This window comes from Brevibacillus schisleri (assembly GCF_055685845.1).
In genome coordinates, this window is the sequence record NZ_JBVNDM010000001.1 from 1666829 (window position 1) to 1690189 (window position 23361).

General features: G+C 48.0%; 21 protein-coding genes, 2 pseudogenes and 1 other annotated feature. Of the genes and pseudogenes, 18 read left to right on the forward strand and 5 right to left on the reverse strand.

The features are described 5' to 3' along the window. Nucleotides 1–8: 8 nt before the first annotated feature. The 7 genes and pseudogenes from ACUUHJ_RS08435 (at nt 9) to ileS (ending at nt 7941) form a co-directional block, all read left to right on the forward strand. A pseudogene (locus ACUUHJ_RS08435) lies at nt 9–987 on the forward strand (quinone oxidoreductase family protein). Nucleotides 988–1053: 66 nt separating this feature from the next. After that, on the forward strand, nt 1054–1533 hold the full coding sequence (locus ACUUHJ_RS08440; RefSeq protein ID WP_289676869.1) for a GNAT family N-acetyltransferase: 480 nt from the start codon (nt 1054–1056) through the stop codon (nt 1531–1533). Nucleotides 1534–1760: 227 nt separating this feature from the next. Continuing rightward, nucleotides 1761–2198, forward strand: coding sequence for an RrF2 family transcriptional regulator (locus tag ACUUHJ_RS08445; protein ID WP_289676870.1), 438 nt, complete (start codon nt 1761–1763; stop codon nt 2196–2198). Nucleotides 2199–2260: 62 nt separating this feature from the next. Continuing rightward, nucleotides 2261–2647 carry an IDEAL domain-containing protein gene (locus ACUUHJ_RS08450; protein ID WP_199929222.1) on the forward strand — a complete coding sequence of 129 codons (387 nt, stop codon included), beginning with the start codon at nt 2261–2263 and terminating at the stop codon, nt 2645–2647. 29 nt (nt 2648–2676) lie between these two features. Beyond that, nucleotides 2677–3240, forward strand: a complete 564-nt coding sequence (locus ACUUHJ_RS08455) for a thioredoxin family protein (protein WP_472298670.1) — start codon at nt 2677–2679, stop codon at nt 3238–3240. Between the two features lie 31 nt (nt 3241–3271). Next, a complete protein-coding gene (locus tag ACUUHJ_RS08460) occupies nt 3272–4477 on the forward strand; it encodes an MFS transporter (protein ID WP_289676872.1) in 1206 nt (401 codons plus the stop codon). A gap of 55 nt (nt 4478–4532) precedes the next feature. Continuing rightward, nucleotides 4533–4791: a binding site (T-box leader), on the forward strand. Between the two features lie 69 nt (nt 4792–4860). Continuing rightward, nucleotides 4861–7941 (forward strand): isoleucine--tRNA ligase, encoded by a 3081-nt coding sequence (gene ileS, locus ACUUHJ_RS08465; protein ID WP_472301157.1) that lies wholly within the window; start codon nt 4861–4863, stop codon nt 7939–7941. Nucleotides 7942–8009: 68 nt separating this feature from the next. Here ileS and ACUUHJ_RS08470 read toward each other — a convergent pair. Beyond that, nucleotides 8010–8131, reverse strand: a pseudogene (locus ACUUHJ_RS08470) (immunity protein Imm33 domain-containing protein); the annotation flags it as partial. Nucleotides 8132–8259: 128 nt separating this feature from the next. On the opposite strand from ACUUHJ_RS08470, the gene ACUUHJ_RS08475 reads away from it, so the two are divergent. From ACUUHJ_RS08475 to ACUUHJ_RS08490, 4 genes are all read left to right on the forward strand, one after another. After that, nucleotides 8260–8829, forward strand: coding sequence for a TetR/AcrR family transcriptional regulator (locus ACUUHJ_RS08475; RefSeq protein ID WP_217366078.1), 570 nt, complete (start codon nt 8260–8262; stop codon nt 8827–8829). 81 nt (nt 8830–8910) lie between these two features. Next, a complete protein-coding gene (locus ACUUHJ_RS08480) occupies nt 8911–10158 on the forward strand; it encodes an efflux RND transporter periplasmic adaptor subunit (RefSeq protein WP_472298671.1) in 1248 nt (415 codons plus the stop codon). Continuing rightward, entirely contained in the window at nt 10155–13253 is a 3099-nt protein-coding gene (locus tag ACUUHJ_RS08485) for an efflux RND transporter permease subunit (RefSeq protein ID WP_472298672.1), read from the forward strand. Before ACUUHJ_RS08480 ends, ACUUHJ_RS08485 begins: the two co-directional genes overlap by 4 nt. Nucleotides 13254–13337: 84 nt before the next feature. Beyond that, nucleotides 13338–14312, forward strand: coding sequence for a Gfo/Idh/MocA family protein (locus tag ACUUHJ_RS08490; RefSeq protein WP_472298673.1), 975 nt, complete (start codon nt 13338–13340; stop codon nt 14310–14312). A gap of 79 nt (nt 14313–14391) precedes the next feature. Here ACUUHJ_RS08490 and ACUUHJ_RS08495 read toward each other — a convergent pair whose 3' ends face one another. After that, nucleotides 14392–14982: a TetR/AcrR family transcriptional regulator gene (locus ACUUHJ_RS08495; protein ID WP_289676876.1), complete on the reverse strand. Its 591-nt coding sequence runs from the start codon at nt 14980–14982 to the stop codon at nt 14392–14394. Between the two features lie 152 nt (nt 14983–15134). Between ACUUHJ_RS08495 and ACUUHJ_RS08500 the strand changes: the two genes are divergently transcribed. After that, nucleotides 15135–15773 (forward strand): DUF2306 domain-containing protein, encoded by a 639-nt coding sequence (locus ACUUHJ_RS08500; RefSeq protein ID WP_472298674.1) that lies wholly within the window; start codon nt 15135–15137, stop codon nt 15771–15773. A 94-nt stretch (nt 15774–15867) separates the two neighbouring features. On the opposite strand, the gene ACUUHJ_RS08505 is transcribed toward ACUUHJ_RS08500, so the two are convergent. Continuing rightward, the gene (locus ACUUHJ_RS08505; RefSeq protein ID WP_472298675.1) at nt 15868–16761 is read right to left on the reverse strand and encodes a LysR family transcriptional regulator; all 894 of its coding nucleotides are present in this window, start codon (nt 16759–16761) and stop codon (nt 15868–15870) included. Nucleotides 16762–16900: 139 nt separating this feature from the next. Between ACUUHJ_RS08505 and ACUUHJ_RS08510 the strand changes: the two genes are divergently transcribed. The 6 genes from ACUUHJ_RS08510 (at nt 16901) to ACUUHJ_RS08535 (ending at nt 22328) form a co-directional block, all read left to right on the forward strand. Continuing rightward, on the forward strand, nt 16901–17836 hold the full coding sequence (locus ACUUHJ_RS08510) for a dipeptidase (protein ID WP_041749308.1): 936 nt from the start codon (nt 16901–16903) through the stop codon (nt 17834–17836). Nucleotides 17837–17871: 35 nt separating this feature from the next. Beyond that, complete coding sequence (locus ACUUHJ_RS08515) at nt 17872–18930, forward strand: DmpA family aminopeptidase (protein WP_472298676.1); 1059 nt, start codon at nt 17872–17874, stop codon at nt 18928–18930. A gap of 72 nt (nt 18931–19002) precedes the next feature. After that, a complete protein-coding gene (locus ACUUHJ_RS08520; protein ID WP_472298677.1) occupies nt 19003–19812 on the forward strand; it encodes an alpha/beta fold hydrolase in 810 nt (269 codons plus the stop codon). A 114-nt stretch (nt 19813–19926) separates the two neighbouring features. After that, nucleotides 19927–20439 carry a hypothetical protein gene (locus ACUUHJ_RS08525; protein ID WP_289676883.1) on the forward strand — a complete coding sequence of 171 codons (513 nt, stop codon included), beginning with the start codon at nt 19927–19929 and terminating at the stop codon, nt 20437–20439. Further along, on the forward strand, nt 20436–20945 hold the full coding sequence (locus ACUUHJ_RS08530; protein WP_472298678.1) for a hypothetical protein: 510 nt from the start codon (nt 20436–20438) through the stop codon (nt 20943–20945). Before ACUUHJ_RS08525 ends, ACUUHJ_RS08530 begins: the two co-directional genes overlap by 4 nt. A 57-nt stretch (nt 20946–21002) precedes the next feature. Beyond that, nucleotides 21003–22328: a serine hydrolase domain-containing protein gene (locus ACUUHJ_RS08535; protein WP_472298679.1), complete on the forward strand. Its 1326-nt coding sequence runs from the start codon at nt 21003–21005 to the stop codon at nt 22326–22328. Between the two features lie 91 nt (nt 22329–22419). Here ACUUHJ_RS08535 and ACUUHJ_RS08540 read toward each other — a convergent pair whose 3' ends face one another. Both ACUUHJ_RS08540 and ACUUHJ_RS08545 read right to left on the reverse strand, forming a co-directional pair. Beyond that, a complete protein-coding gene (locus ACUUHJ_RS08540; RefSeq protein WP_289678056.1) occupies nt 22420–22761 on the reverse strand; it encodes a DoxX family protein in 342 nt (113 codons plus the stop codon). A 91-nt stretch (nt 22762–22852) separates the two neighbouring features. After that, nucleotides 22853–23278 carry a MarR family winged helix-turn-helix transcriptional regulator gene (locus tag ACUUHJ_RS08545; protein ID WP_472298680.1) on the reverse strand — a complete coding sequence of 142 codons (426 nt, stop codon included), beginning with the start codon at nt 23276–23278 and terminating at the stop codon, nt 22853–22855. Between the last annotated feature and the right edge of the window lie 83 nt (nt 23279–23361).

The following is a 23361-nucleotide window of genomic DNA, read 5'->3' on the forward strand; positions in this document are numbered from 1 at the left end:
GGGTTCTCATGAAAGCGATCCTGGTAACGGAATTAGGCGGGCCGGAGACGATGAAATATGCGGAAGTCGAGATGCCGACCATGTCATCTACACAAGTCCTGATCCGCGTCGAGATGACCAGTGTCAATTTTGCCGATATCAAATCCAGGTATGGAAAAAAGGGAGCAGCCAAGCTGCCGTTTATCCCGGGACTCGATGCGACTGGCGTGATCGAACAGGTAGGGGCAGAGGTGCAAAGCCTGAAGGTGGGACAACGAGTCATTGCGTTTCCGGCCAACGGATCATACGCCGAGTATATCGTGGCGGATGAGTGTTTGACTTTTGCACTGCCAGATCAAATCAGCACGGAAACAGCAGCCGCTTGCCCAGTCGTGTCATTTACTTCGTATCAGCTACTGGCGAAGGTTGCCCGCATTGCCAAAGGGGAAACCGTATTGATACACGCTGCGGCAGGCGGAATCGGGACGACGGCGATTCAATTAGCCAAGCTGGGGAGCAGGTCGTGTCATCGGCACAGTCGGTAATGAAGCAAAGGCGGAAATTGCCTTGTCAGCTGGTGCCGACTATGTGATTTGCAATGATCGCGAAGATTTTGTGGAGAGTGTACACGCGCTGACGGATGGTACGGGAGCCGATGTGATTTTGGACTCGATTTCCGGAACGGTGAGCGAGCGTAGTCTCGAGTGCCTCGCTTGGTACGGCCGACTCGTCCATTTTGGCAATGCCAGCGGCGAAATCGGTCAGATCAAGACAATCGATTTGCACGCAAGCTGCCGCTCTGTATTAGGCTTCAGCTTTGGTACGACACGTAAGCTGCGTCCACACTTGTTACAGGATACTGCGAAGCAAGTTTTGGACTATTTGGCGAATGGACAGCTGGACATCAAGATCGGCAAGCATTTTGCATTGGAAGAAGCAGCAAGTGCTCATGCGTTGGTAGAGAGTAGGGCGAGTACGGGAAAAGTACTGCTGGATGTGCGTTCGTAACGATGTGGAGCCCTTGCTGACTCAAAAGCGAGGGCTTATTCTCTATTATTTTGAGAGGTGAATGCTATGCAGATGATTTCAACAAGTGAACTGGACAAAAACGTCATCACTGAATTTTTCATCAAACATTGGGGAAGTCCGCAAATGGTCATCTCCAGTGGCGTTTTCCAATGCGATGCGCTGGACGGCTACGCAGTAATGGATGAAGAGGGTACAATCAACGGATTTATTTCCTATGTGCTCGAAGATCAGGAATGTGAAATCATTTCCTTGGACAGTGTGATCGAAAACAAAGGAATCGGGACCGCCCTTCTCAATCAAGTAGAGCAGACCGCCAAAGAAAAAGGCTGCCACCGCATGAAGCTCGTCACCACCAACGATAACCTGCACGCCATGGGCTTTTACCAAAAAAGAGGCTATCAGTTTCAGAAGCTGTACATCCATGCTGTGGACAAGGCCCGGCAAATCAAACCAGAAATCCCCCTTACCGCAGACAATGGCATCCCAATCCGCGATGAAATCCTTTTTATTAAAAACCTCTTTTAAAAAAGCCACGCAGAAATAACTGTTGTACGAAAAGCGAAGGTACATGTTTGGAAGGAGACCGCCCGAACGTAGAGAGGAAAAAGGCGACTGGAAAACATGTGCCTTCGCTTCCCCCCGACCACCGCAGAATGAAAGCCTTTTAAAAAGTTTGCCCCCACACAATTGTTGACATTCGTAACTGTACGAATTAATATTACAGTACTCTTCGCAAGGAGGCCGTCTGTGACGTGAATAGTGAATTTACCATTGCTGTTCACAGCTTGGCTTTGTTGGCTCATATCCCGGAGCATATGGCAAGCAGTGAGCTCATCGCAAAAAATGTATGTACGAATCCAGCCAGAATTCGCAAAATCATGAGCATTCTGCGTAAGAACGGATTTGTGAAGACAAAAGAGGGAATTGGCGGCGGTTATATACTCGCAAGCGACCCGAATGAGGTAACCTTGGCCGAGATATATCGTTCGATCTCGAATGGTACGCTGAAGCCGCATTGGTGTTCGGGAGATCCGCAAGAAGCGTGTCAGGTTTCTGCGAATATGCACGGAGTTATGGATCAGATTTTTACCGAAGCAGAGATGTACTTTACAAAATATTTGGAACAAATCACGATCCAAACCGTATTAGATAAAGTCCGTCATGGATGTCAGGAGAGTTCGCAACAGTAACCTTACAAATTTTTAACATGGAAACTGTAATGATTTCCGTTACAATTGGGAGGTGCACCAGAATGAATCGAGATGAGTTATTGGAAGTCGGAGAATGGGTATTGGGCAAAACCAAATTCGGCGAGTTAGTTCAAGGCTTCGTCGAAACAGATGATTCATTGCGAGGTACCGCAAAAGTATATGTGGTTCAATGCGACAACGAAGAGACGATCGGCAAGCTGGTGGTGATTCCGAGACAGTGGATGGATCGCATTCCAGTAGGCTCTTTTGATGATGAAGAGCATATGCATGATTTGATCGACCTCGCCCTCGCAACCAAAGATAGAGAGTGGTTTATGGACCTGACTGCCAAGGCAAGCACCATGAAACAGTCAGGGAAAGAAGCCCGCAAAACAAGAAGCTCTTCCATTCGCAACCGCTTGGGGACTTCTGCTATTTGGGAGCAATAATTTTTCACTATACAGGAGGAGTACGGAGTATGTCTGTTGTGAATCATAACAGTTGGTTTGAAAAAGGAATGAGCTTTACGGCGTACAAAGAAAGCATGAACGTCAATAAAGAAGAGCTGTCCCGCGTGTACGATCAGCTCACATTTACTGACGAGGATCTGGCTGTCTGGAAGGATCTCTCCCAGCGTAATTGGAAAGGGGTCGTGCTGACCGCAGACTGGTGTGGGGATGCTTCCTTGTGTGTTCCTGTCATTCAGCGAATTGCCGAGGAAAGCAACATCGAATTGCGCTTTCTCATCCGCGACGAAAATTTGGAGTTGATGGACCAATACCTGACCAATGGCACAGCACGTGCGATTCCGATCTTTATTTTCCTCGACCAGGATGGATACGAGGCAAGAGTTTGGGGTCCGCGTTCGCCAGAGGTGCAGGAAATAATTACGACTGCCCGTGCAGGATTGCCGGCTGCAGACGCTCCAGATTTTGAGGAAAAGCAAAAGGAGTTGTACCGCAACTTCAAGCAAAAGATATCTACAGACCCTGCCATTTGGCGTACGGTGATTGAAAGCGTAAAAGCGAAGCTGCAAGGCTAAAAAGAAAATCTAAATGGATAGGAATGGATAAATGAATATGAGTAAACAAGAGAATAGTCAGCGACCGATTCTCTTCCTAATGATCAACATGTTTATCGCCATGCTGGGAATTGGCTTGATTATTCCGATTTTGCCCGAATTTCTCAAAGAGTTCGGCGCGGGTGGGGAGACGGCTGGATACTTGGTGGCGGCTTTTGGTGTAACTCAATTTCTTTTTTCTCCGATTGCCGGGGAATGGTCAGATAAGTACGGTAGAAAAATCATGATTGTTTTGGGACTCGTCCTGTTTACGATCTCTAATCTGGTTTTTGCCTTGGCTGAACAGACATGGGTGCTCTACCTTTCTCGTCTGATCGGCGGGATCGGGGCAGCAGCGATGATTCCGTCCATGCTGGCGTATATAGCGGACATTACGACCGAGGATAAACGTGGAAAAGGACTGGGGATGCTCGGAGCCGCCATGTCTCTCGGATTTGTTATCGGACCTGGTATTGGCGGATTTTTGGCAGAGCTTGGCTTGCGTATGCCGTTCTACATTTCTGCGGCAGTTGGTGCGGTAGCTACACTCGGTTCCATCTTCTTCTTGTCAGAATCTCTTCCGAAAGAGAAGCAGCTCGCGTCACGAAACGCCAAAGACAAACAGGAAAACATCTTTGTACAGCTCGGCAAGTCGTTTCAATCGTCGTACTTCATCATGCTGGTACTGGTCTTTACGATGACGTTTGGCTTGGCGAACTTCGAAGTTATCTTCCCGCTGTTCGTCGATGCAAAGTTCGCTTATACTCCACGTGATATTTCCATCATTATCACAGTGGGAGCACTTGCCGGTACAATTGTGCAGGCAGCACTGATCGGCAAGCTCATTACTCGTTTTGGCGAGAAAAAACTCATTAACGTGACGTTCTTCTTGTCTGCTGTTGCGATGGTGATGATGCTATTGTCCGGTAACTTCTGGTATATGCTAATTATGACGGTTCTCTTCTTTACCCTGACGTCGATTATGCGTCCAGCAATCAACACGCTGATCTCCAAGCGTGCGGGGGATGAACAGGGCTTCGTAGCGGGGATGAACAATGCGTATATGAGTCTGGGGAATATTTTTGGCCCAGCAGTGGCAGGTACGTTGTACGGGGTGCATTTGAACGCACCGTATTTGTTCGGCGCGATTATCCTGGTTCTCAGCTTGTTCTTGTCGCAGGTGGAAAGCCGTCGCAGCGTGAAGCGCGTCGTGGCCTAACCCTTGACAGTTTTTAGAAAACCGTGTAAAAAGGAAAGTAACAAAAATAACACCAACAAATTCATTGACGAGAAAGAGTAAGCTAATCCCCTTGTTCCCCAGAGAGTTGGCCCTAGTGCTGAAAGCCAACGTTCAAGACTTAGCCGAAAATCCTCTCCGAGAAGGAAAGCCGAAGCATTTGGAGTAAGCTGACCCGGAATCCCACCGTTACAAGGGACGCGTATGATGGTACGTAGTAGAGGTGCCGAAATGACATGCTTGCATGAAGATTTCGGAACAAGGGTGGTATCGCGAGATCAAATCTCGTCCCTTAGGGGGCGGGATTTTTTTGCGTTCTATGAACCTACACTTCTACGCAAACGACAGAAGAAGGAGTGTACATGATGAGGAAAGTAGACGTAAAAGAAAAAGCAAGGACACGAGAGTTACGCGTTTTGGATCAGTGGAGGAAAGACGATACATTCCGCAAGTCAATGGACAATCGGCTGGGAAAGCCAAACTTCGTCTTTTATGAAGGTCCTCCGACCGCCAACGGACAGCCGCATATCGGTCACGTGCTCGGACGGGTCATCAAGGACTTTATCGGACGCTACAAAACGATGTCCGGCTACCGTGTCGTCCGCAAAGCAGGCTGGGATACACATGGTCTTCCAGTAGAGCTTGGGGTGGAAAAGCGACTTGGCATTTCCGGCAAGCAGGAGATCGAAAACTACGGGGTGGCCAAGTTCGTCGAAGAGTGCAAAAACAGCGTATTCGAGTACGAAAAGCAATGGCGTGAGCTGACGGAAGGAATCGCCTATTGGACGGATATGGAGCATCCATATGTGACGCTGACCAACGACTACATCGAAAGTGTCTGGCACATTCTTTCCGACATCCATAAAAAAGAACTGTTGTACAAAGGCCATCGTGTCAGTCCGTATTGCCCGGATTGCCAGACGACGCTCAGCTCCCATGAAGTGGCGCAAGGCTATGAAGACGTGAAGGACTTGAGTGCGACGGTCAAATTCAAAAGCAAGACAAGCGATGACATCTTCCTCGCGTGGACGACGACGCCATGGACACTTCCAGCCAACGTGGCTTTGGCTGTTAACAAAGAGCTCGATTACGTGCGGGTGAAGCACAAGGATGAAGTGTACGTCGTAGCAAAAAATCTCGCGGAGAAAGTCTTCAAGGAAGACTACGAGGTTTTATCCACGCACAAAGGCGCAGAATGGGTCGGTACTACGTATGAGCCGCCTTTTGACTATATCAAGGTAAACCATGGGCATTTCGTCGTCGATGCAGACTATGTCAGTGACACGAGCGGAACGGGCATCGTGCATACTGCGCCAGCGCATGGGGAGGATGACTATCGCACGACCCGTCAGCATGAACTTGATTTCGTGAACGTCGTGAATTTGGCTGGTCGCTATACGGATCAAATCTCAGATTTCGCAGGTAGGTTCGTGAAGGATTGCGACGTCGATATCGTTAAAGACTTGTCACATCGCGGTCTGCTGTTTTCCAAGGAGCGCTACGAGCATAGCTATCCGTTCTGCTGGCGCTGCAAATCGCCACTGCTCTACTACGCGATGGAGAGCTGGTTCATCAAAACGACAGCGATCAAGGATCAGCTGATCGAAAACAATAGCAAGATCGACTGGTATCCGGGCCACTTGCGCGAAGGGCGCTTCGGGAAATTCCTCGAAGAGCTTGTAGACTGGAATATTAGCCGCAACCGGTATTGGGGGACGCCGCTCAATCTATGGCTTTGTCAGGATTGTGGCAGTGAATATGCACCAGGCAGTGTAAAAGAGTTGCGTGAGAAATCTGTGGCACCAATCGACGAGAAGCTGGAGCTGCATAAGCCGTTTGTGGATGAGGTGAAGCTGCGCTGCTCTTGCGGTGGTACGATGGAGCGGACACCTGAGGTCATCGATGTGTGGTTCGACAGCGGTTCGATGCCGTTTGCTCAATACCATCATCCATTCGGAGACGAAAAGGTGTTCGAGGAGCAGTACCCTGCCGACATCATTTCGGAAGGAATCGATCAGACGCGGGGCTGGTTCTTCAGCTTGTTGGCAGTCTCTACCCTGTATAACGGAAAAGCCCCTTACAAGGCGGTCATCTCTACCGGTCACGTTTTGGATGAACATGGTCAGAAGATGTCTAAAAGCAAAGGAAACGGGATCGATCCGTGGGAGGTAATCGAGGAGTTCGGTGCGGATGCGTTCCGGTGGGCGCTTTTGTCTGACAGTGCGCCGTGGAGCAGCAAACGATTCTCCAAGCGGATCGTCGCCGAGGCGAAGTACAAAGTGATCGATACGATCCATAACACGCATGCTTTTTATTCGTTATACGCCTTGATCGATGCATTCAAGCCAGAAGAGTATCCATCGCAACCACCTGTGAACGAGCTGGATCGTTGGATACTTTCCCGCTTGAATACCACCTTGCAGCACGTGGTAAAAGGTCTGGAAACCTACGATTTCATGAATCCGGCGGGGCATATCGAAGCGTTCGTCGACGAGTTGAGCAACTGGTACATCCGTCGTTCACGGGATCGTTTTTGGAGCAACGGGATGACGCCTGATAAAGTATCTGCTTACCAGACCCTGCGAGAAGTGTTGCTGACACTGGCGAAGATGATCGCACCATACGCGCCGCTGATCGCAGAAGATATGTATGGCAATCTGGGGGGAGAAGGCAGCGTTCATTTGACTGACTATCCGAAGGTAAACACAGAAGCAATCGACGAAACCCTTGAGCGGGACATGGAAACGGCTCGACACATCGTGGAGCTGGCCCGAAATGTTCGCAACGAAACTGGACTCAAGACCAGACAGCCTTTGTCCGAGCTGATCGTATCGATGGAGCAGCCATTTAACCTCGAGCGATTTGCCGGCATTATCCAAGACGAGATCAATGTCAAAAACATTCGGGTAGAGCAAAGCGACAGCAGCTTCGTGACATATCATTTCAAGCTCAACCTGCAGGTAGCTGGGAAAAAATACGGCAAGCTCGTTGGGCCCATCCAAGGGTATCTAAAAGAATTGAACGCAGCCGATACACAGAAGGCAGTGGACAATGGCTACTTGGATGTGGAGGTCGCAGGCGAGAGTATGCGGATTACGCTAGATGAGCTGCTCGTGGAAAAGCAAGGGAAGCAAGGCTTCGCTTCTGCATCCGGCTATCAGCTCCATGTGGCACTGAATACGACACTGACAGAAGAGCTTGAGCAAGAAGGCTTGGTTCGTGAAGTCATCCGTGTCATTCAGGATGCACGCAAAAAGCTGGATTTGCCCATCGATAAACGTGTCCAGCTTACACTGGATGTAGACGATGAGCTACGAGCAGCATTGGAGCGTTTTGATCATGTTTTGCGTGAAAGTGTACTCGTTTCGGGTGTGACTTTTGCGAAAATAGCAGATAGGGAGACCGTTTCGTTTAGAGATAAAACATTTGGCTTGCACATCGGGTAACAAAGCGGTTGGATAAAGAAACAGCTAGGGAACATGGTTGGTACACCGGTTCCCTAGCTGTTTTGTAATAACTCTGGGTCAAACCAAACATCCTCATAATCGCCCGCAACTAAAAATCTCCAGCCAACAGGTAATCCAAGATATTTTTATATAGGGGAGCCCATTCGTCGATATGTTCAACGTGTATCGGTCCCCTTTACCAATCATGTTGCTTTGTCTATTTTACATCTGAACGAGTGCCATTTGACACCCAAGCAATATGTATACTATAATTTCCTCCAGAATGAAAATTCATTCCGCACGAGAGGAGTCATGAACTTGTCTGAAACCAAGCGCGAATTAATCTTGGATGCAGCGCTCGTTTTGTTTGTAGATCGCGGTTTTGATGGGACGACCGTTCCGATGATCTCCGAAAAGGCAGGGGTCGGTGCAGGTACCATCTATCGTTATTTCGAAAACAAAGAAGCGCTCGTCAATACGCTGTTTCAAGAATGTGTGGGGGAACTGCTTGAGACAATCAATGATGGTTATCCTCGCACATCTGATGACTTACGCGAGCAATTTCGGCATATTGCGAATCAGGTGATTCGCTACGCCAAAAAGAATTTGAATGCCTTGCTGTTTCTGGATTCCCATACAAACGGTCACTACCTGGACGAAGCCAGCCGCGAAGCATACATGAAGCTGCGAACATTTTTATGCGAATTCATTGAACGGGGACAAAAAAATAAGGTTATCCGTCCATTGCCAGCGGATGCATTGATTGCGATTATGGACGGGGCATTCATCGCATTGAACAAGTGCATCAAGGCTGGCGAAATCGAAGAAACCCCGGAATTGCTTGCCGGTGTAGAGGAAGCTTGCTGGGATGCGATCAGAATTCATTAATTCTGATCCTTCTTTTGAACAAAACGGAATGAAAATTCATTCCGGAATACTTTTCTATAAAGCAATAGGAGTGAGGCCTACATGACTAAGACGGGAAGAAAAGTGGTGGGGATGTTGCTGGTCATCTCCCTTGCAGTGATTGGGACGGCTTGCAATCAGATGAAGCAGTCAACGGAAAGCGAAGTCCAAGCCGAGGCCAAAATTGTGGAAGCGGAGCCGATCGAGCTGAAAAGCTTCCAATCGAGCAGTGAACTGTCAGGGACACTTGCCCCTATCGAAGAGACGACTGTTTCTTTTGAAGTAGCCGGGGAAATCAAGTCGTTGCCGTACAAAGAAGGAGATGTTGTCAAAAAGGGAGAAGTGCTTGCCCGCCTCAATGCTACAGACTACTCTCTCCAGCTGGCATTGGCAAACGCTGAGATGCATGGTGCGAGTGCCGAGCTTTCCAAAGTAAAAAACGGAGCCCGGGAACAAGAAGTTCAGCAAGCGAAAGTAGCGGCCGAAGCGAAGAAAATCTCTCGGGATCAAGCACAGAAAGACTATCAGCGAATGGAACAGCTCTATAAAAATGGGGCGATCTCCGAAACCGAATTTGAAAGTGCCAAGAATGCCTTTGAACTAGCAGATAAAGATTATGCAGAAGCGCAAGAGACGTATTCGCTAGTGATAGAAGGCGCTCGGACTGAGGATATCAGCGCGACAAATGCCAGCTACCAAGGGGCGATGGTCACTCGCGATCAGGCTGCAGCTACTTTGGCAAAAACGGAAGTGAAAGCACCTATTCAAGGAACAGTGCTAGCGAAAATGGCTGATGTTGGGCAACTCGCAAGTTCAGGGGCTCCTGTCTATCGAATCGGCAACATCCAACAATTGAAAACAGTCTTGCCTGTACCGGACAAGGACATCTCAGCGTGGAAGGTGGGAGATGAGGTCGAGATTCGTTTGTATGAAGACAAACGAATCGGAAAGGTTACGACGATTTATCCTGCGACGAACGAGCAGACGGGCACGATTAGCGTGGAAGTCGTCATTGATAACACCAAAAAAGATTGGTTTGCAGGGCAAGTCATCAGCGCAAAGCGAACCTTGTCTCAAAAGAAAGGCATTTTTGTCCCTGCCAAAACCGTTTTTAGCCGTGGTTCTGAGCCTTACGTTTTTTTGCTAGCGGATGGAAAAGCGATCAAGACCACTGTCACGATTGGTCAGTATGTTGACAATCATTTGGAAATTACTGCTGGCTTGCAAGCAGGCGACATGTTGATTACGAAAGGTGCTGATCGTTTGCTTGGCGGGGACTCTGTCACTGTGAAAGGAGGCAATCAGCCATGATCGAGTTTTTCATCAACAAGCGCAAAATCACCCTCGTTTTCTTTTCGATGCTCGTGCTGATTGGTATGTTCATCTCAGTTACGCTTCCGAAGCAAGAGCAACCAGACATTATCGTCAGCATGGCTACCATTACCACCGTGTATCCGGGAGCGACTCCTGAAAAGGTGGAGCAGACAGTCACGAAGAAGCTGGAAGAAAAAATCAACGAGGTGCAAGGAATCAAATCCATTAGTTCGGAGTCCCGATCCGGTGTATCCATTATCAACGTGCGAACAGAGAATGACGTTGAACCAAAAACGGTGTTTGAAGATGTACGGAAAAAGGTAAAGGATGCCGAGGCCGATTTACCCGATGAAGCAGAGCAGCCCATCATCAATGATGACATGAGCCGGACTTTCATCCAGACCTTTCAAATCACAGCCAACTCTTTTGAAGAAATCCTCCAATTACGCGATATGCTTGATCTATGGAAGGATCAGCTTCGAACCGTGCCAGGCGTATCCGATGTTTCGATCCAAGGATTGCCGGAGCAGGAAGTAAAGGTCGCGGTCGATGCACAGAAGCTGCAACAATACGGCATTTCCTGGGCGCAAGTCATCCATGCTGTCCAAACGAAAAACGAAACAACACCCCTAGGTGATGTCAATATTGATACGCGAAAATATCAGCTCACATTACCAGTCAGCTATGAAGTAGCGACTTTTGAAAAGGTAGTCGTGACACGTACGCAGGAAGGAATGCCCGTCTATTTGAAGGATATTGCCACCATTTCCGACAGTACCAAACGGGTGGAGTATCGAACCTATTACAACGGGAAGCCTGCTGCGACCATTAGCATCAACGCTGAGCTGGGAAGCGATGTTCCAGCTGTGCAAAAAGCGGTGGATACGAAGCTTGCCACGTTGGAAAAGAGTCTCCCAGCGTGGGCGAAAAAAGAGCCTGTGTTTTTGCAAGTGGATCGAATCGGCAGTATTTTTTCCGAATTGTATCTGGAAATGATCATTGCGATCATAGCCGTACTTTTTATTTGCATCCTTGGATTGAATGTAACGACATCCTTGATGGTTGCATTGGCGATCCCCATCTCTTTGGCAGCTGGGATGGTGGTTCTGCCCTTCTTTGGCATTACGCTCAATCAAATGACCGTATTCGGGCTCATCATTGTTCTCGGGATTTTGGTAGACGACGCAGTGGTGGTAAATGACAACATCGAGCGCAGATTATCTGTTTTGGGCGAGGATCCGTACACGGCTGCTGTAACCGGGACGAAGGAAGTGGCCATCTCCATTGTCACTGCTACCCTTGCTACCATATCTGCGTTTGGGCCGATCATGTTTCTGCCTGGTGATGCTGGTCAGTTTATTTTTCCGGTACCGCTCATTATCATTTTTACGATGGCGGCCTCGATGTTCATGTCACTTACGATCATTCCGATTTACCGGGAATGGAACGAGCGAAGGAACAAGAAACGGAGCAAAGCAGAGACGGACTACCGTAAGCCAGCGGGCTTATTAGGCAAACAAATCGATGCATTGACGAATTGGTATGGCGATCGTGTCCTGAAAGCCATGTTGAAACATCCGCTGAAAACAGGAGTGAGCGGAGTACTGATTGCCACTGCTATCTACGGACTCGCTGCGGTTGTTCCTGTTCAGCTTTTCCCTGATGATGACAGGCCACAGATGGTTGTGAATATAACGACGCCGATTGGCGGCAATTTACAGGAAACGGATCGAATTGCCCTGGGTGTTTCCCAATGGATTGCGAAACAGGCACACATTCAAAAGGTTTCATCTTTCGTAGGTGGCAATGCGCCACAGATGATGCCCTCAGCACCGCCGGTTGGTACAGGTGAACATGTAGCGCAATTGATCGTTACCTTTGACAATCACAAAATGGATGCGCGAAAGGTGCTGGCGCCGTGGTCGGAGCAGTTTAAGAGGATGTATCCAGAAGCGAACATCATTCCGTACAGCGTAAAGGCGGGGATGTATTCTGGTAACCCGGTTGGAATTCGGGTGTATGGGGATGATCTGCAACAGCTGTACGCGATCTCTGAGCAAATCAAGCAGCTCATCATGGAGTCAAAAGGAACGTACAACATCAACGACACGCTCGGAAATGAACAGTACTCCCTTCAATTCCATGTGAATCAAGAAAAGATGGACAAGGAGCTGATCAACGAAGCGGATTTGACCAGAACGTTGCGTTTGATCAGCCAAGGCATTCCAATGGGACAATTTGACAATGGGAGAAACTTGATCGATATTACGCTGGTAGCCGATCAGCCGGGAATGACGACAGAGCAAGTCTTCGCGCAACTCACGGTTCCGAATGCACGTGGGCAGCTTATTCCGGTTTCGCAAATTACAGAAATGAAGCCGGATTTATCGATGCAGAGTATTCCTCGTTACAATATGTCCCGTAGTGTCACGATCACGAGTGATGTCCGAGATCGGACGGCTGCAGACGTGATGAGCGAAATAACAGCGAAAATGGAGCAATTGGAATTGCCAGACGGGTATGGCTGGAATGTAACAGGTGAAACAGAGGAGGAATCGGAAGTTTTGCTCGATTTGGGTGTGCTTGCGATTGTGGCGGTCTTTCTCATCTTTTTGCTGATCGTGCTGCAGTTTAACTCGTTGTCTATTCCTGTCTTGGTCATGAGTACAGTCTACCTCGCCATCGCGGGCAGCTTGATCGGGCTATTTATCACTTCCACACCGATTGGATTCATGACAGTAGCAGGCTTTATCGCATTGGCGGGTATCGTCGTTCGCAACGGGATCGTACTAATCGAGTTTATTGAGGAAGCGAGGCATCAAGGAGTCTCTCTGAACGATGCAGTCATCAGGGCGGGGAAAGCAAGGTTGCGCCCGATTTTACTGACGACCTTTGCCGCAGTAGCCGGTCTGTCACCGATGGCGATTACGGGAAGCGTGCTGTTTCAGCCGCTCGCCATTACGATCATTTCTGGCTTACTGTTCTCGATGCTACTTACGCTGATTGTCGTTCCTTCTCTCTATACAGTCATAGCCATCCAGAAGGAGAAAAAGCGGGTAAAAAAGGAAGCGCAGAAGCAGCTGACAATCTGAGCTTTTCAGAAGGAATGTTCAGATCAATGGAGAAAGGGGTAGAGGCACGAAGACGAACATTCACCAGGAAGTGAGGAAATGCAGATGGACCAAGTGAAATGGAACGTTGGAGTTATTGGCGCAGGCGTCATGGGCGAGCGCATGATGAACGCGATCCGTACCCACGAAAAATTTCGAGTAGCCGCAGTCAGTGATGTATCTCCGGAAAGAGCACAGGAAGCCGCGCAAAAGTCCGGCGATGTGCCTTGGTACACAGATTATAAGGAATTATTGAAAAAGGTAGAGCTGGACGTCATCTATTTGGCGGTTCCTCCGAAATTCCATCACGCGATTGCCTTGGATGTGCTGGCGCACAAAAAGCATTTGCTCTGTGAAAAGCCGTTGGCTAATTCCTTGACAGAAGCGCAAGAAATGTTGGAAGCAGCAAATAACGCAGGGGTTGTCCATGCAATGAACTTCCCGCTCTACTATCAAGGTGTTTTTCCTGAACTATCCCGCAGACTCGAAACAATTGGAGATGTCCGTCGTATCGATATCCTAACGCATTTTCACCAGTGGCCGCGTCCATGGCAGCAAACACCTTGGCTGGCTGGTCGTGAGCAAGGCGGTTTCATCCGTGAAGTGCTGCCTCATTTCACTCACCTGACTTACGCGCTCTTCGGAGACCTGCATGTAGTCCACTCAGAGGTAGACTATCCAGCAGATCCTGTGCTATGTGAGACAGGTGTATCGGCCATTCTGCGTCTGACAGATGGTACCCCGGTTACGATCAATGGCTTGGCGGGTATCGCGAATGAGGAGCATTTGGATTATCGTGTGTACGGTTCAAAAGGAACGCTGAGTGTCGTGAACTGGAGCAATCTGTTTGTGGGTGGACACGGCGAAGCGCTCGTTCCGGCTGAAGTTCCGCAGCAAGACCGTCTCTCCCTGTTGTTGGATGAGCTGTCCATTGCGATAAACGGTGGCGATGCCAGACTGGTTACATTTGAAACAGGCGTGAAAGTACAGCAAGTGCTGGAAGCATTGCTCGGACATGAAAAAGTACATTACATCAAATAAAAAGTAGCAGGAAAAGTCCACGAAAAAAGAGCAGGTAGGCAGGGGTAGCACATCCTGGGCGACTGCTCTTTTCTTTTTGCTAGGGCTTGTATGTCTGTAAAAGCTGCTCAATATGCTTGCTGGCAAAATGGACATGCTTGTTATCGTGTGTGAGTCTGCTTGCCATGATGGCTCCTTCAATGGAAGAAAAGATAAACGAAGCGACGGCTTCTGCGTCCATGTCAGAACGAAATTCTCCCTGGGCAATTCCTTCTTCCAGCAATCCCTGCATGAACGAAACGACCTCTTGGTAAGCGGTGACAGCATAATCGCGAAGAACAGGGAACGAATGGTCACTTTCGACGGCTGTGTTGAGAAGCGGGCAGCCACCTTGGAGCGGGGGATTGTTTACCGCATCAGAATACACCGTTGCCATGGCTACGATTTTTGCAGTGGCCGTGTCCTGTTTTTCCAGCGCTGCCGCAAAATGTTCCTGTAACACTTCACCCGCATATTTGAAGGCCTCTATTGCTATTTCATCTTTACTGGCAAAACCTCTGTAGAGGGCACCTTTGGTAAGTCCCGTGGCATCCATGATGTCTTGCATGGAGGTTCCTGTATATCCGTTTTGATTAAAGAGCTCTGCTGACTTCTGGATAATATGCAGCTTTGTTTTTTCGCCTTTTCGCATCGCGATAGTCCTTTCATTCCGGCCAACACGGTCTATATTCGTCCAAGTTATTGTAACATTTCTCTTGTGTACGAAAGAAGGCAATCATGTAAAATCAAAAAGAGACCGAACCGTTCGGTATCAAAAAAATCGAACAAAGGGTTGTGTGACAGGTGAACCGTATCAAACCATATTCGATTGTCATTTTCGTCGCTTGTATAGCCATCACGTATGCACTCGTGCAAAACTTTATCATCGACCCAGAAGCAAAAGGCTTTCTCAGTCATAAGTCTGATTTCAACAAAGAGCGAATGAACACATCGATCTGGCTTACGGTCATGTACGTCCATTTGTTTTTCGCCCTGATTGCCCTAATCTGTGGGGTGGCTAACTTTTCGGACAAGCTGCTCGCCCAGAACCGCAAGCTACATAAAGTAACAGGGTACGTTTATCTTTTTAGTGTGTTGGTTGTGGTAGTCACATCGGGGTATATGGCTCCTTATGTAACGGGCGGAAAAGTGGCGAGTTGGCCCTTCCACCTGTTGAACATTATCTGGCCGGCCATCACTATTACGGCGCTCGTCAAAATAAAAAAGCGCCAAGTCATGAAGCATAAGGAATGGATGGTCCGGAGTTTTGTTTTCTTATTTACCAACATGCTGATTCATCTCATGAAGCTGATCGTAGAGAAGGTAATAGGTTTGCCGTATGAGCTTAGCTACACAATCGGTGTATATGCCGCCCTGATTGGACTTGTCGTGACGGCGGAGATCATCATTCGTACAAAATTGCGAGCACGGAAAAAAGTATGAGAGAGACGCAGCGCTTCCTTAAAAAAGCTTCGCATCAACCAACTCCATTGGTTCAGATGCGAAGCTTTTTTAGGGAGTAAACCGATGGCCTTTCCTACTGCTGCAAGGCTTTGCTCTGCATCAAAAAGTCGATAAACGTACGCATAATCCCGTGAACAGGTGTATCCTTGAGGTAAATCAGCTCGAAGTTCCGGTTGATTTGCGGCAGATTCAAGACGTCTACTTCCTGGAGTTCCCCTTCGTCCAAGTCTTTGGAGATGGCAAACCGAGGCAAAAAGGCGATGCCCAGCCGTTGTTTGACCATCCGCTTCACGACCTCGATATTGTCAGCCTCCATGATGACGTTGTTTTGCAGCTGAAAATGGCTGAACGCATTGTTGATCAGCTTCCAGTCGAGCGAGCCCCGATTGAACAAGATCAATCGTTCACGTGCGACTTCTTCAATGGAAACCCGTTGACGGAATCCAAACGGATGGTCGGGATAAATCGCTAAGACCATGTCATCCGGCATCAGTTGAATCCGGTTAATCTGTGGGTGGGTAACGGCACGAGCAATTCCGAACGACACCTCATGGTTTAGAACCATATCGAGCACCTGATGAGAATGTCCGGTGAGGATCGTCAGCTTGATTTTGGGGTACAACTGCTGGAACTGCTGGACGAGGTCAGGCAAAATGTAAAAGGCGGAGACAAAAACGGTGGAGATGGTCAATTCTCCCTCTACATCGCCTTGCGATCGCTGAATGGCTTGCTGTCCCTCTTGTAGCATATGCATGATGTTTTTGGCATAGGGAAGGAACAGATCGCCTTCCTTTGTAAGAGAAATCGTATGACCCGTACGTTGAAACAGCTTACAGCCCATAGTTGTTTCGAGTGCCTTGATTCGCATGCTAACCGTGGGCTGTGACAGATAGAGCAAATCAGCCGTTTTGCTGAAGCTCCCGGTCAGGGCGACAAAGATGAATGCTTCCATTTGCTCCATATTCATAAGTAGTGGCTCCATTATGTGAATTTTTAAAGTGGCCTATTGCAAATTTTAATTGGAATCGCTTATAAAATTACATTAACGTAAAATTAGCAGAATAGGTAGAGTTATCAAAAGAAAATAGCCCAAGGGATGGATGAAAATGGCCAGAATGCCGATTATCGATTTGCACTGTGATGCACTTCTGAAAATTTGGGAGAAAAATGGGGCTCTGTCCTTTGCAGATGCGGACGAGCTGGACGTCAACAGGAAACGGCTACACGATGGCGGGGTGAAGCTGCAGTGCTATGCGATCTGGACATCACCTGAATTGTCCACGGAGCAACGTTTTCAAAAAGCTTTAGATCAAATTCATTACTTTTATACAGAGGTTCTCGGAAAACATCCAGAAATGAAACAAATCCGTGATTGGAGCGATCTCGACCGTTTGCAAGAAGGAGAAATCGGAGCGTTGCTGACGCTGGAAGGGGTAGAGCCAATCGGTAACGATTTGAAAAAGCTGCACATTTTTTATCAGCTAGGGGTTCGTTCTGTGGGCCTCACCTGGAACTTCGCGAATCTCGCTGCAGATGGTGCGCTGGAACCGAGGAATGCCGGACTGACGACCTTTGGCAAGGAAATCATTCAGTTCCACAATGAGCATAAAATGTTGACGGACGTCTCACATCTAGGAGAGGGCAGCTTCTGGGATACAATTGAGCTCGCTACATATCCGATCGCGAGTCATTCAAATGCACGAGCGATCTGCGACCATCCACGCAATCTGACGGATGAACAGGCAAAAGCGTTATTTGCCAAAGGCGCGAATGTACATGTCGTTTACTGCACCCAGTTTATCAATGAAACGACACCAACCACGATAGATGATCTAATTAAGCACATCGAGCATTTTTGTTCACTCGGTGGCGTGCGTCATATCGGGCTCGGCTCTGACTTTGACGGCATTACCGCAAAGGTCGTGGGCTTGGAGCATGCGGGGCAGAGCCAAAACCTGATTAACGAGCTGCTCAAGCATTATAAGGAAGAAGAAGTGCGCGGGTTTGCCTATGAAAACTTTCTGCGCAATCGTCCCGTGTAAGCAATCGGCATAGATGCACGAAAGGAATGGAATGTATGACGAAAAAAATGCGGCAGCTTAGTGCGACAATTGGGAGACTGCCGGTTGGTGAGAAAAATGACATTACGGATGTAGCCGGAGTCCGAGTTGGACATGTGACGATACAGCATGAGCTGGACAACGACGACTATGCATGTACAGGAGTGACAGCCATTTTGCCACATGGCGGCAGCTTGTTTCGGGAAAAGGTAACCGCAGCCAGCTATGTGATCAACGGCTTCGGCAAAACGACGGGACTCGTGCAAGTAAATGAGCTGGGGGTTTTGGAATCGCCGATCATGCTCACCAATACGTTTTCCGTCCCTGCGGTTACACAAGGGACTCTGCAATACATGCTGGATACCAATGAAGAGATCGGGGACACGACAGGGACGATCAACATTGTCGTGGGCGAATGCAACGATGGTCATCTCAATTCCATTCGTCGCTGTGTCGTGCGCCCGGAAGATGCTAGAGAAGCGATTCAGAACGCAACGGACGAGGCCGTAGAAGAAGGAGCTGTCGGGGCAGGGACGGGGATGATTGCCTTTGGCTATAAAGGTGGTATCGGCTCGTCTTCTCGTATCGTAGTGGCTGAGGAGCAGACCTATACATTGGGGACTTTGGTACTCAGTAACTTTGGCAACAAAAATGATTTCTTGGGAGCAAATCTGTTCACAAGCTGCAAAAGCAATGAAAACGCAGTGGAGAAGTCTGAGGATGGCTCCATTATCATCGTACTGGCGACAGATGCGCCGCTCAGCGATCGACAACTGCTTCGAGTAGCAAAGCGCGCAGGAATCGGCTTGGGACGAACGGGCAGCCATTTTGGGCATGGAAGCGGCGACATCGTCATCGCTTTTTCCACAGCACAAAAAATCCCCCATCAGACAACAACCATTACGGAAACGCGCGTGCAACTACGTGAGGATCATCCGATCATGAACGAACTGTTTGTTGCTGCGGCAGAAGCGACAGAGGAAGCCATTTACCATTCACTGGCGCAAGCAGTCACGACCAAGGGAAGAAAAGGACGCATCGTTCATGCGTATCCAAGTCAGGGCTTAGGACAGTAGTAACATAACCCTACAACTGGTGACATACCTTGAGTGTAAAGAGGTGCATGGTGTGATACAGGAGGTAGGGTTATGTACATTGAAGTCGAAAAGGGTGTCACGGTTTTCGTTGAAGACCTCAATCCTGGCCCGAATAGCAAAACGATTTTTTTCGTTCACGGCTGGCCGCTCAACCATAACATGTTTTCCTACCAATTCAACGTACTTCCCCAGCACGGTTTCCGCTGTGTTGCCATGGACATACGCGGCAACGGCCAATCGGACAAACCATGGAGCGGCTATACGTATGATCGCTTAGCAGATGACATCTATGTCGTTTTGGAAGCCTTACAGATTAGGGATGCTGTCTTGCTAGGTTTTTCGGTGGGCGGTGCCATTTCGATTCGGTATATGTCTCGTTATGAGGGGCGGCATATTTCCAAGCTAGCGTTAGTGGATGCGGTTTCTCCTTCCTTTGTAAAAATGCCGGGTTCTCCATACGGCGTCACGAAGGAGCAAGCGGAGGGGCTGATCAGTCAGATGTACGCCAATTTGCCTGAGTTATTAAACACAGTGTCTTTGCAGTTTTTCAATCGAAATTTAGGGACTGCTACGCTCCAGTGGTTTGTCAAAATGGGGCTGAATTCCGCTTCCTATGCGCTCATCAAAATCATGCAAGCAGCAGTGAGAGAGAATGTCATCAATGACTTGGGTCAAATCCGCGTGCCGACCGGAATTTTTCATGGGATTCACGATCAATTGATTCCATTCAAAAGCGCCGAGCTCACTCAGCAGCAAATCAAAGGGTCTACGCTGTTTTCGTTTGATAATAGTGGACACGGCTTGCCGATATGTCAGGCGGATGACTTTAATAAGAAGCTGATGGCGTTTATTCAATCATAATTCGTAAGGGAACTGACAGCCGATTCTCTGCCTTACGTGCAGGATATCGGCTGTTTCTGATAGAACTTACCAAATTATAGTTTTCAATAGCACTGGAAAAAACAACGAGTAAGGATGGGAAAATTGAAGAAAAGATTGTGGATTTCTATACTACTTCTAGCAATCGTTGTGGGAGGTTTTTATTCTCTTGTAAAAGGTAATCCGCCATTGGAAATTGGCACCCGTGCTTCAAGCGAAGATCATAAATCTGTTGTTGTGGGCATGGGTAATAAGGGCTTTGGTGAAGTAAAAATCATAGATGTTTCAGTGAATAACGATGAAACACCATCAATAACAAAAGTGCAGGTTAGTAATGCTTTGCAAGGGTTCATCATAACGGATGATTTTGATAATCCGGGCTCCAAGCCGTATGGATTTCAGAATCTAGAGGATGTAGCGATAAAAGCTGGCACATCTCCTTCTGCTTATTTTAAAAAAATGGATGAGGGTACTGCTACGAAAAACGATGAAATTTATGGACTAAGTGTCGTTCATCATGAAGCAATAGACAGAGTGCATGTAAAGTACAGCTATCTTGGGATGACATTTGATGAAAGGGTGTTCTTTGAAGCAGGGGTAAATCAATGAGTCAAATGAAAGTTGTACCTGTCGAAGTTCCCTGGATGATCAGCCCCTCACATGATTTCGTCGGTTTTACTGGTTATGAGGAGCGGGAAGTAAGCGTGGAAGTGTTGTGTGGATATAATAAAAAGCGCTACGATGAAGTTTTGTCTGAGCTGCAAGAGCAATATGGGGAGGACATCCCAGACGACGAATACAATAAGGCGGGCAGTGCTATCATCAAAATTACTTTCCGGCCAATTTGTCTTTTTACGATGTACGGTAAAATGCAGGGCTACGAGCGATATGATTTCAGCATGCTCGATCAGTACTATGATGGGAGAGTATCTTTGCGTGATGAATGGGATAAAACGGATGTTTGCCCAAATCCGGGATTTTACGAAGTTATGGAGTCGACAGTAAAAGAAGCATTTGGATTTACGTCCCCTAGAGTCAAGCATTGGGTATTATGCGCGCATGACTCTTGTATCGATGTGTTGGCCTATTCTTTTGAGTGGGAAGAGGTCGAATGACTTTTGGAACACTCTTTTTGCTAGCTAGAATCTTTCAACCAAAGGCAGGGGAATGAAATGGACCACGCAAGCGTTTCAGCTCTGGAAGTATTTATACAACAGTTCATAGAGAAGGAAAAGGTGCCGGGGCTCTCCATTGGCATCTCTCGGGATGGTGAGACCATCTATCAAAAAGGCTTTGGTGTTACAGATCTGGGGACGAATCAGCCCGTAACACCCGAGACCATTTTCGGCATTGCTTCGGTTACCAAATCGTTTACCGCTGCCGCTATCATGCAGCTCGTGGCAGAAGGCAAGCTGTCTGTTGACGACCTGATTCGCAACTATTTGCCTGATTTACAAGGAAAGGGAGACATACATACGGACAAAATCACGATCCATCATTTGTTCTCTCATACTTCAGGTGTTCCACCGCTGCTACGCCGTGAAGAACTGACGAGACTGCCCGAGCATATTGTCTATTTGAACGAAGTCCAATTTGAACCCCTTGGTATGCCGGGTGAGTATATCAGTTACAGTAACGACATGTTTCTCCTGCTGGGAGCTATTATCGAACGTGTCACTGGGCAGCGCTACCGTTCCTATGTAACAGAACGCCTGCTAGCGCCGCTCGAAATGAATCGCTCGACCTATAACCTGGAAGAAGTGGCTCGCTTCGCCGATGTCTCCGTCCCTTATGTCAAAGGGGAGGAGCAGCAACTGAAAAGAGTGTCGTGGCCCACGCTTGGTAACTATGAAGTGGGGGGAGGCATCCGCTCCTGCGTCGTTGATTTGCTGAAATACGGTCAGCTCTATGTCAATGCCGGGCGCTATCAAGAGAAGCAGGTAGTAGATGGGGCCTCGCTTAGAGCCATGTGGCAGCCAGTTCATCGACTGACAAAAGACACCTGGTATGGCTATGCGCTCAAAACAACGCCTGGTTATGCAGGAATAACGCTAGTTGAGCATGGTGGCGGACAGCCCGGGGTGTCATCGAACTTCGGATTCGTTCCGGAAAAAGGGCTAGTCGTCACCGTTCTTTCCAATCTGGAAAATGTGCCGATTCGGGACGTCTGGCTGGCTGCTGTAAATGCTGCCCTTGGTTTACCGCTTACACACAAAGAAGACGAAGCCCCGCTCTATACGCCAACGAGAGAAGAGCTAGAAAAGCTCGTCGGGACGTACACGTCAAGAGAAGGCGGAAGATTGCGGCTCTTCCTTCGAGAGGATGCTCCTGTAGCAGAGGTTGCTGGTATGGAGTACGCGTTACGGGCCAGCAGCCACGATACGCTGATCGATGTACAAAATGGTCAACCGCTCCGTTTCTTTTTCAAAAAACAGCAGCAAGCATGGGCGGTCCTCATGGGGCTGAGGATGCTCTGTAGGAGCGGAGACAAGTTCTAGACGGACTCCATAAATGAAGCAGCGGCGATCGAAGACTTGATCATAAAGTCTTCAACTCGCCGCTGTTATGATTGTATTGAGATTCCCCTGTCTAGGCTAAATAATGATACGTCGAGACGAAAAAGGAGAGAATGCAAAGAACGAGTGCCGGTATTGCTTTCGGAAAAGGATCTCTAGCAATTACGAGTAGAATGAAGGCAGCTATCAACATGGTCACGCCTAAAAGCAATCCAGATAATAATGCCGCGATTGAAAAGCATATTCCAACAATCAAGCCAATGGAACTGATGATCTCGATAAAGCCAGTTAAGAAGTTAAAGATGGGTGGGAGTCCAAAGCGGTCAAATTCATTCGCCATTTTACCGGAAATAATTTTTGTACCTGTAAACATAAAGAAGATCGCAACAATGACTTGCAAAACGATTAGGGCCATAACCATGATAGCTTCCTCACTTTCGTTATTTTGTATCAAGCTAAATGTATGCTATAGCATGTATTTGGTGGAGAAAGTATCAGACCTCTATTTATTCATCTTTTACGACTTGATAGAGTTTGTCGAGCAAAGCATGCAATTCCGCAATCTCTCCATCGGTAAGGTTTTGCGTTACATGGTTATGCGCGTCGGTAACGACGGGTAGAAGCTTTGATTTTAGCTCCATCCCTTTGTCACTCAGTAACAAGTTATGTGAGCGTCGATCCGCGTCATTTAAAGTACGAATGACGATTCCCTTTTTTTCAAGCGAGTAAATCATTCTGACGACGGTGGTCTGATCGCGGTCAATCGCATCCGAAAGTTCCTTTTGTGTGATCGCTCTTTCTCCATCCATGACACTGAGAATGCCCCATTGCTCTGACGTGATCTCCAATTGCTTTAACCTCTTCTTAAAATAGTTCGTCATTTTCATATCTGTACGGTGAAGAAGAAATCCGGTTAGATTGAATAATTCCATAGAGAATCCAAACCCCTTTATTTATATGCTATAGCATATAAGGTGATAGCGTATTTGTTCCCGTTAGTCAAATAAAGAGTGCC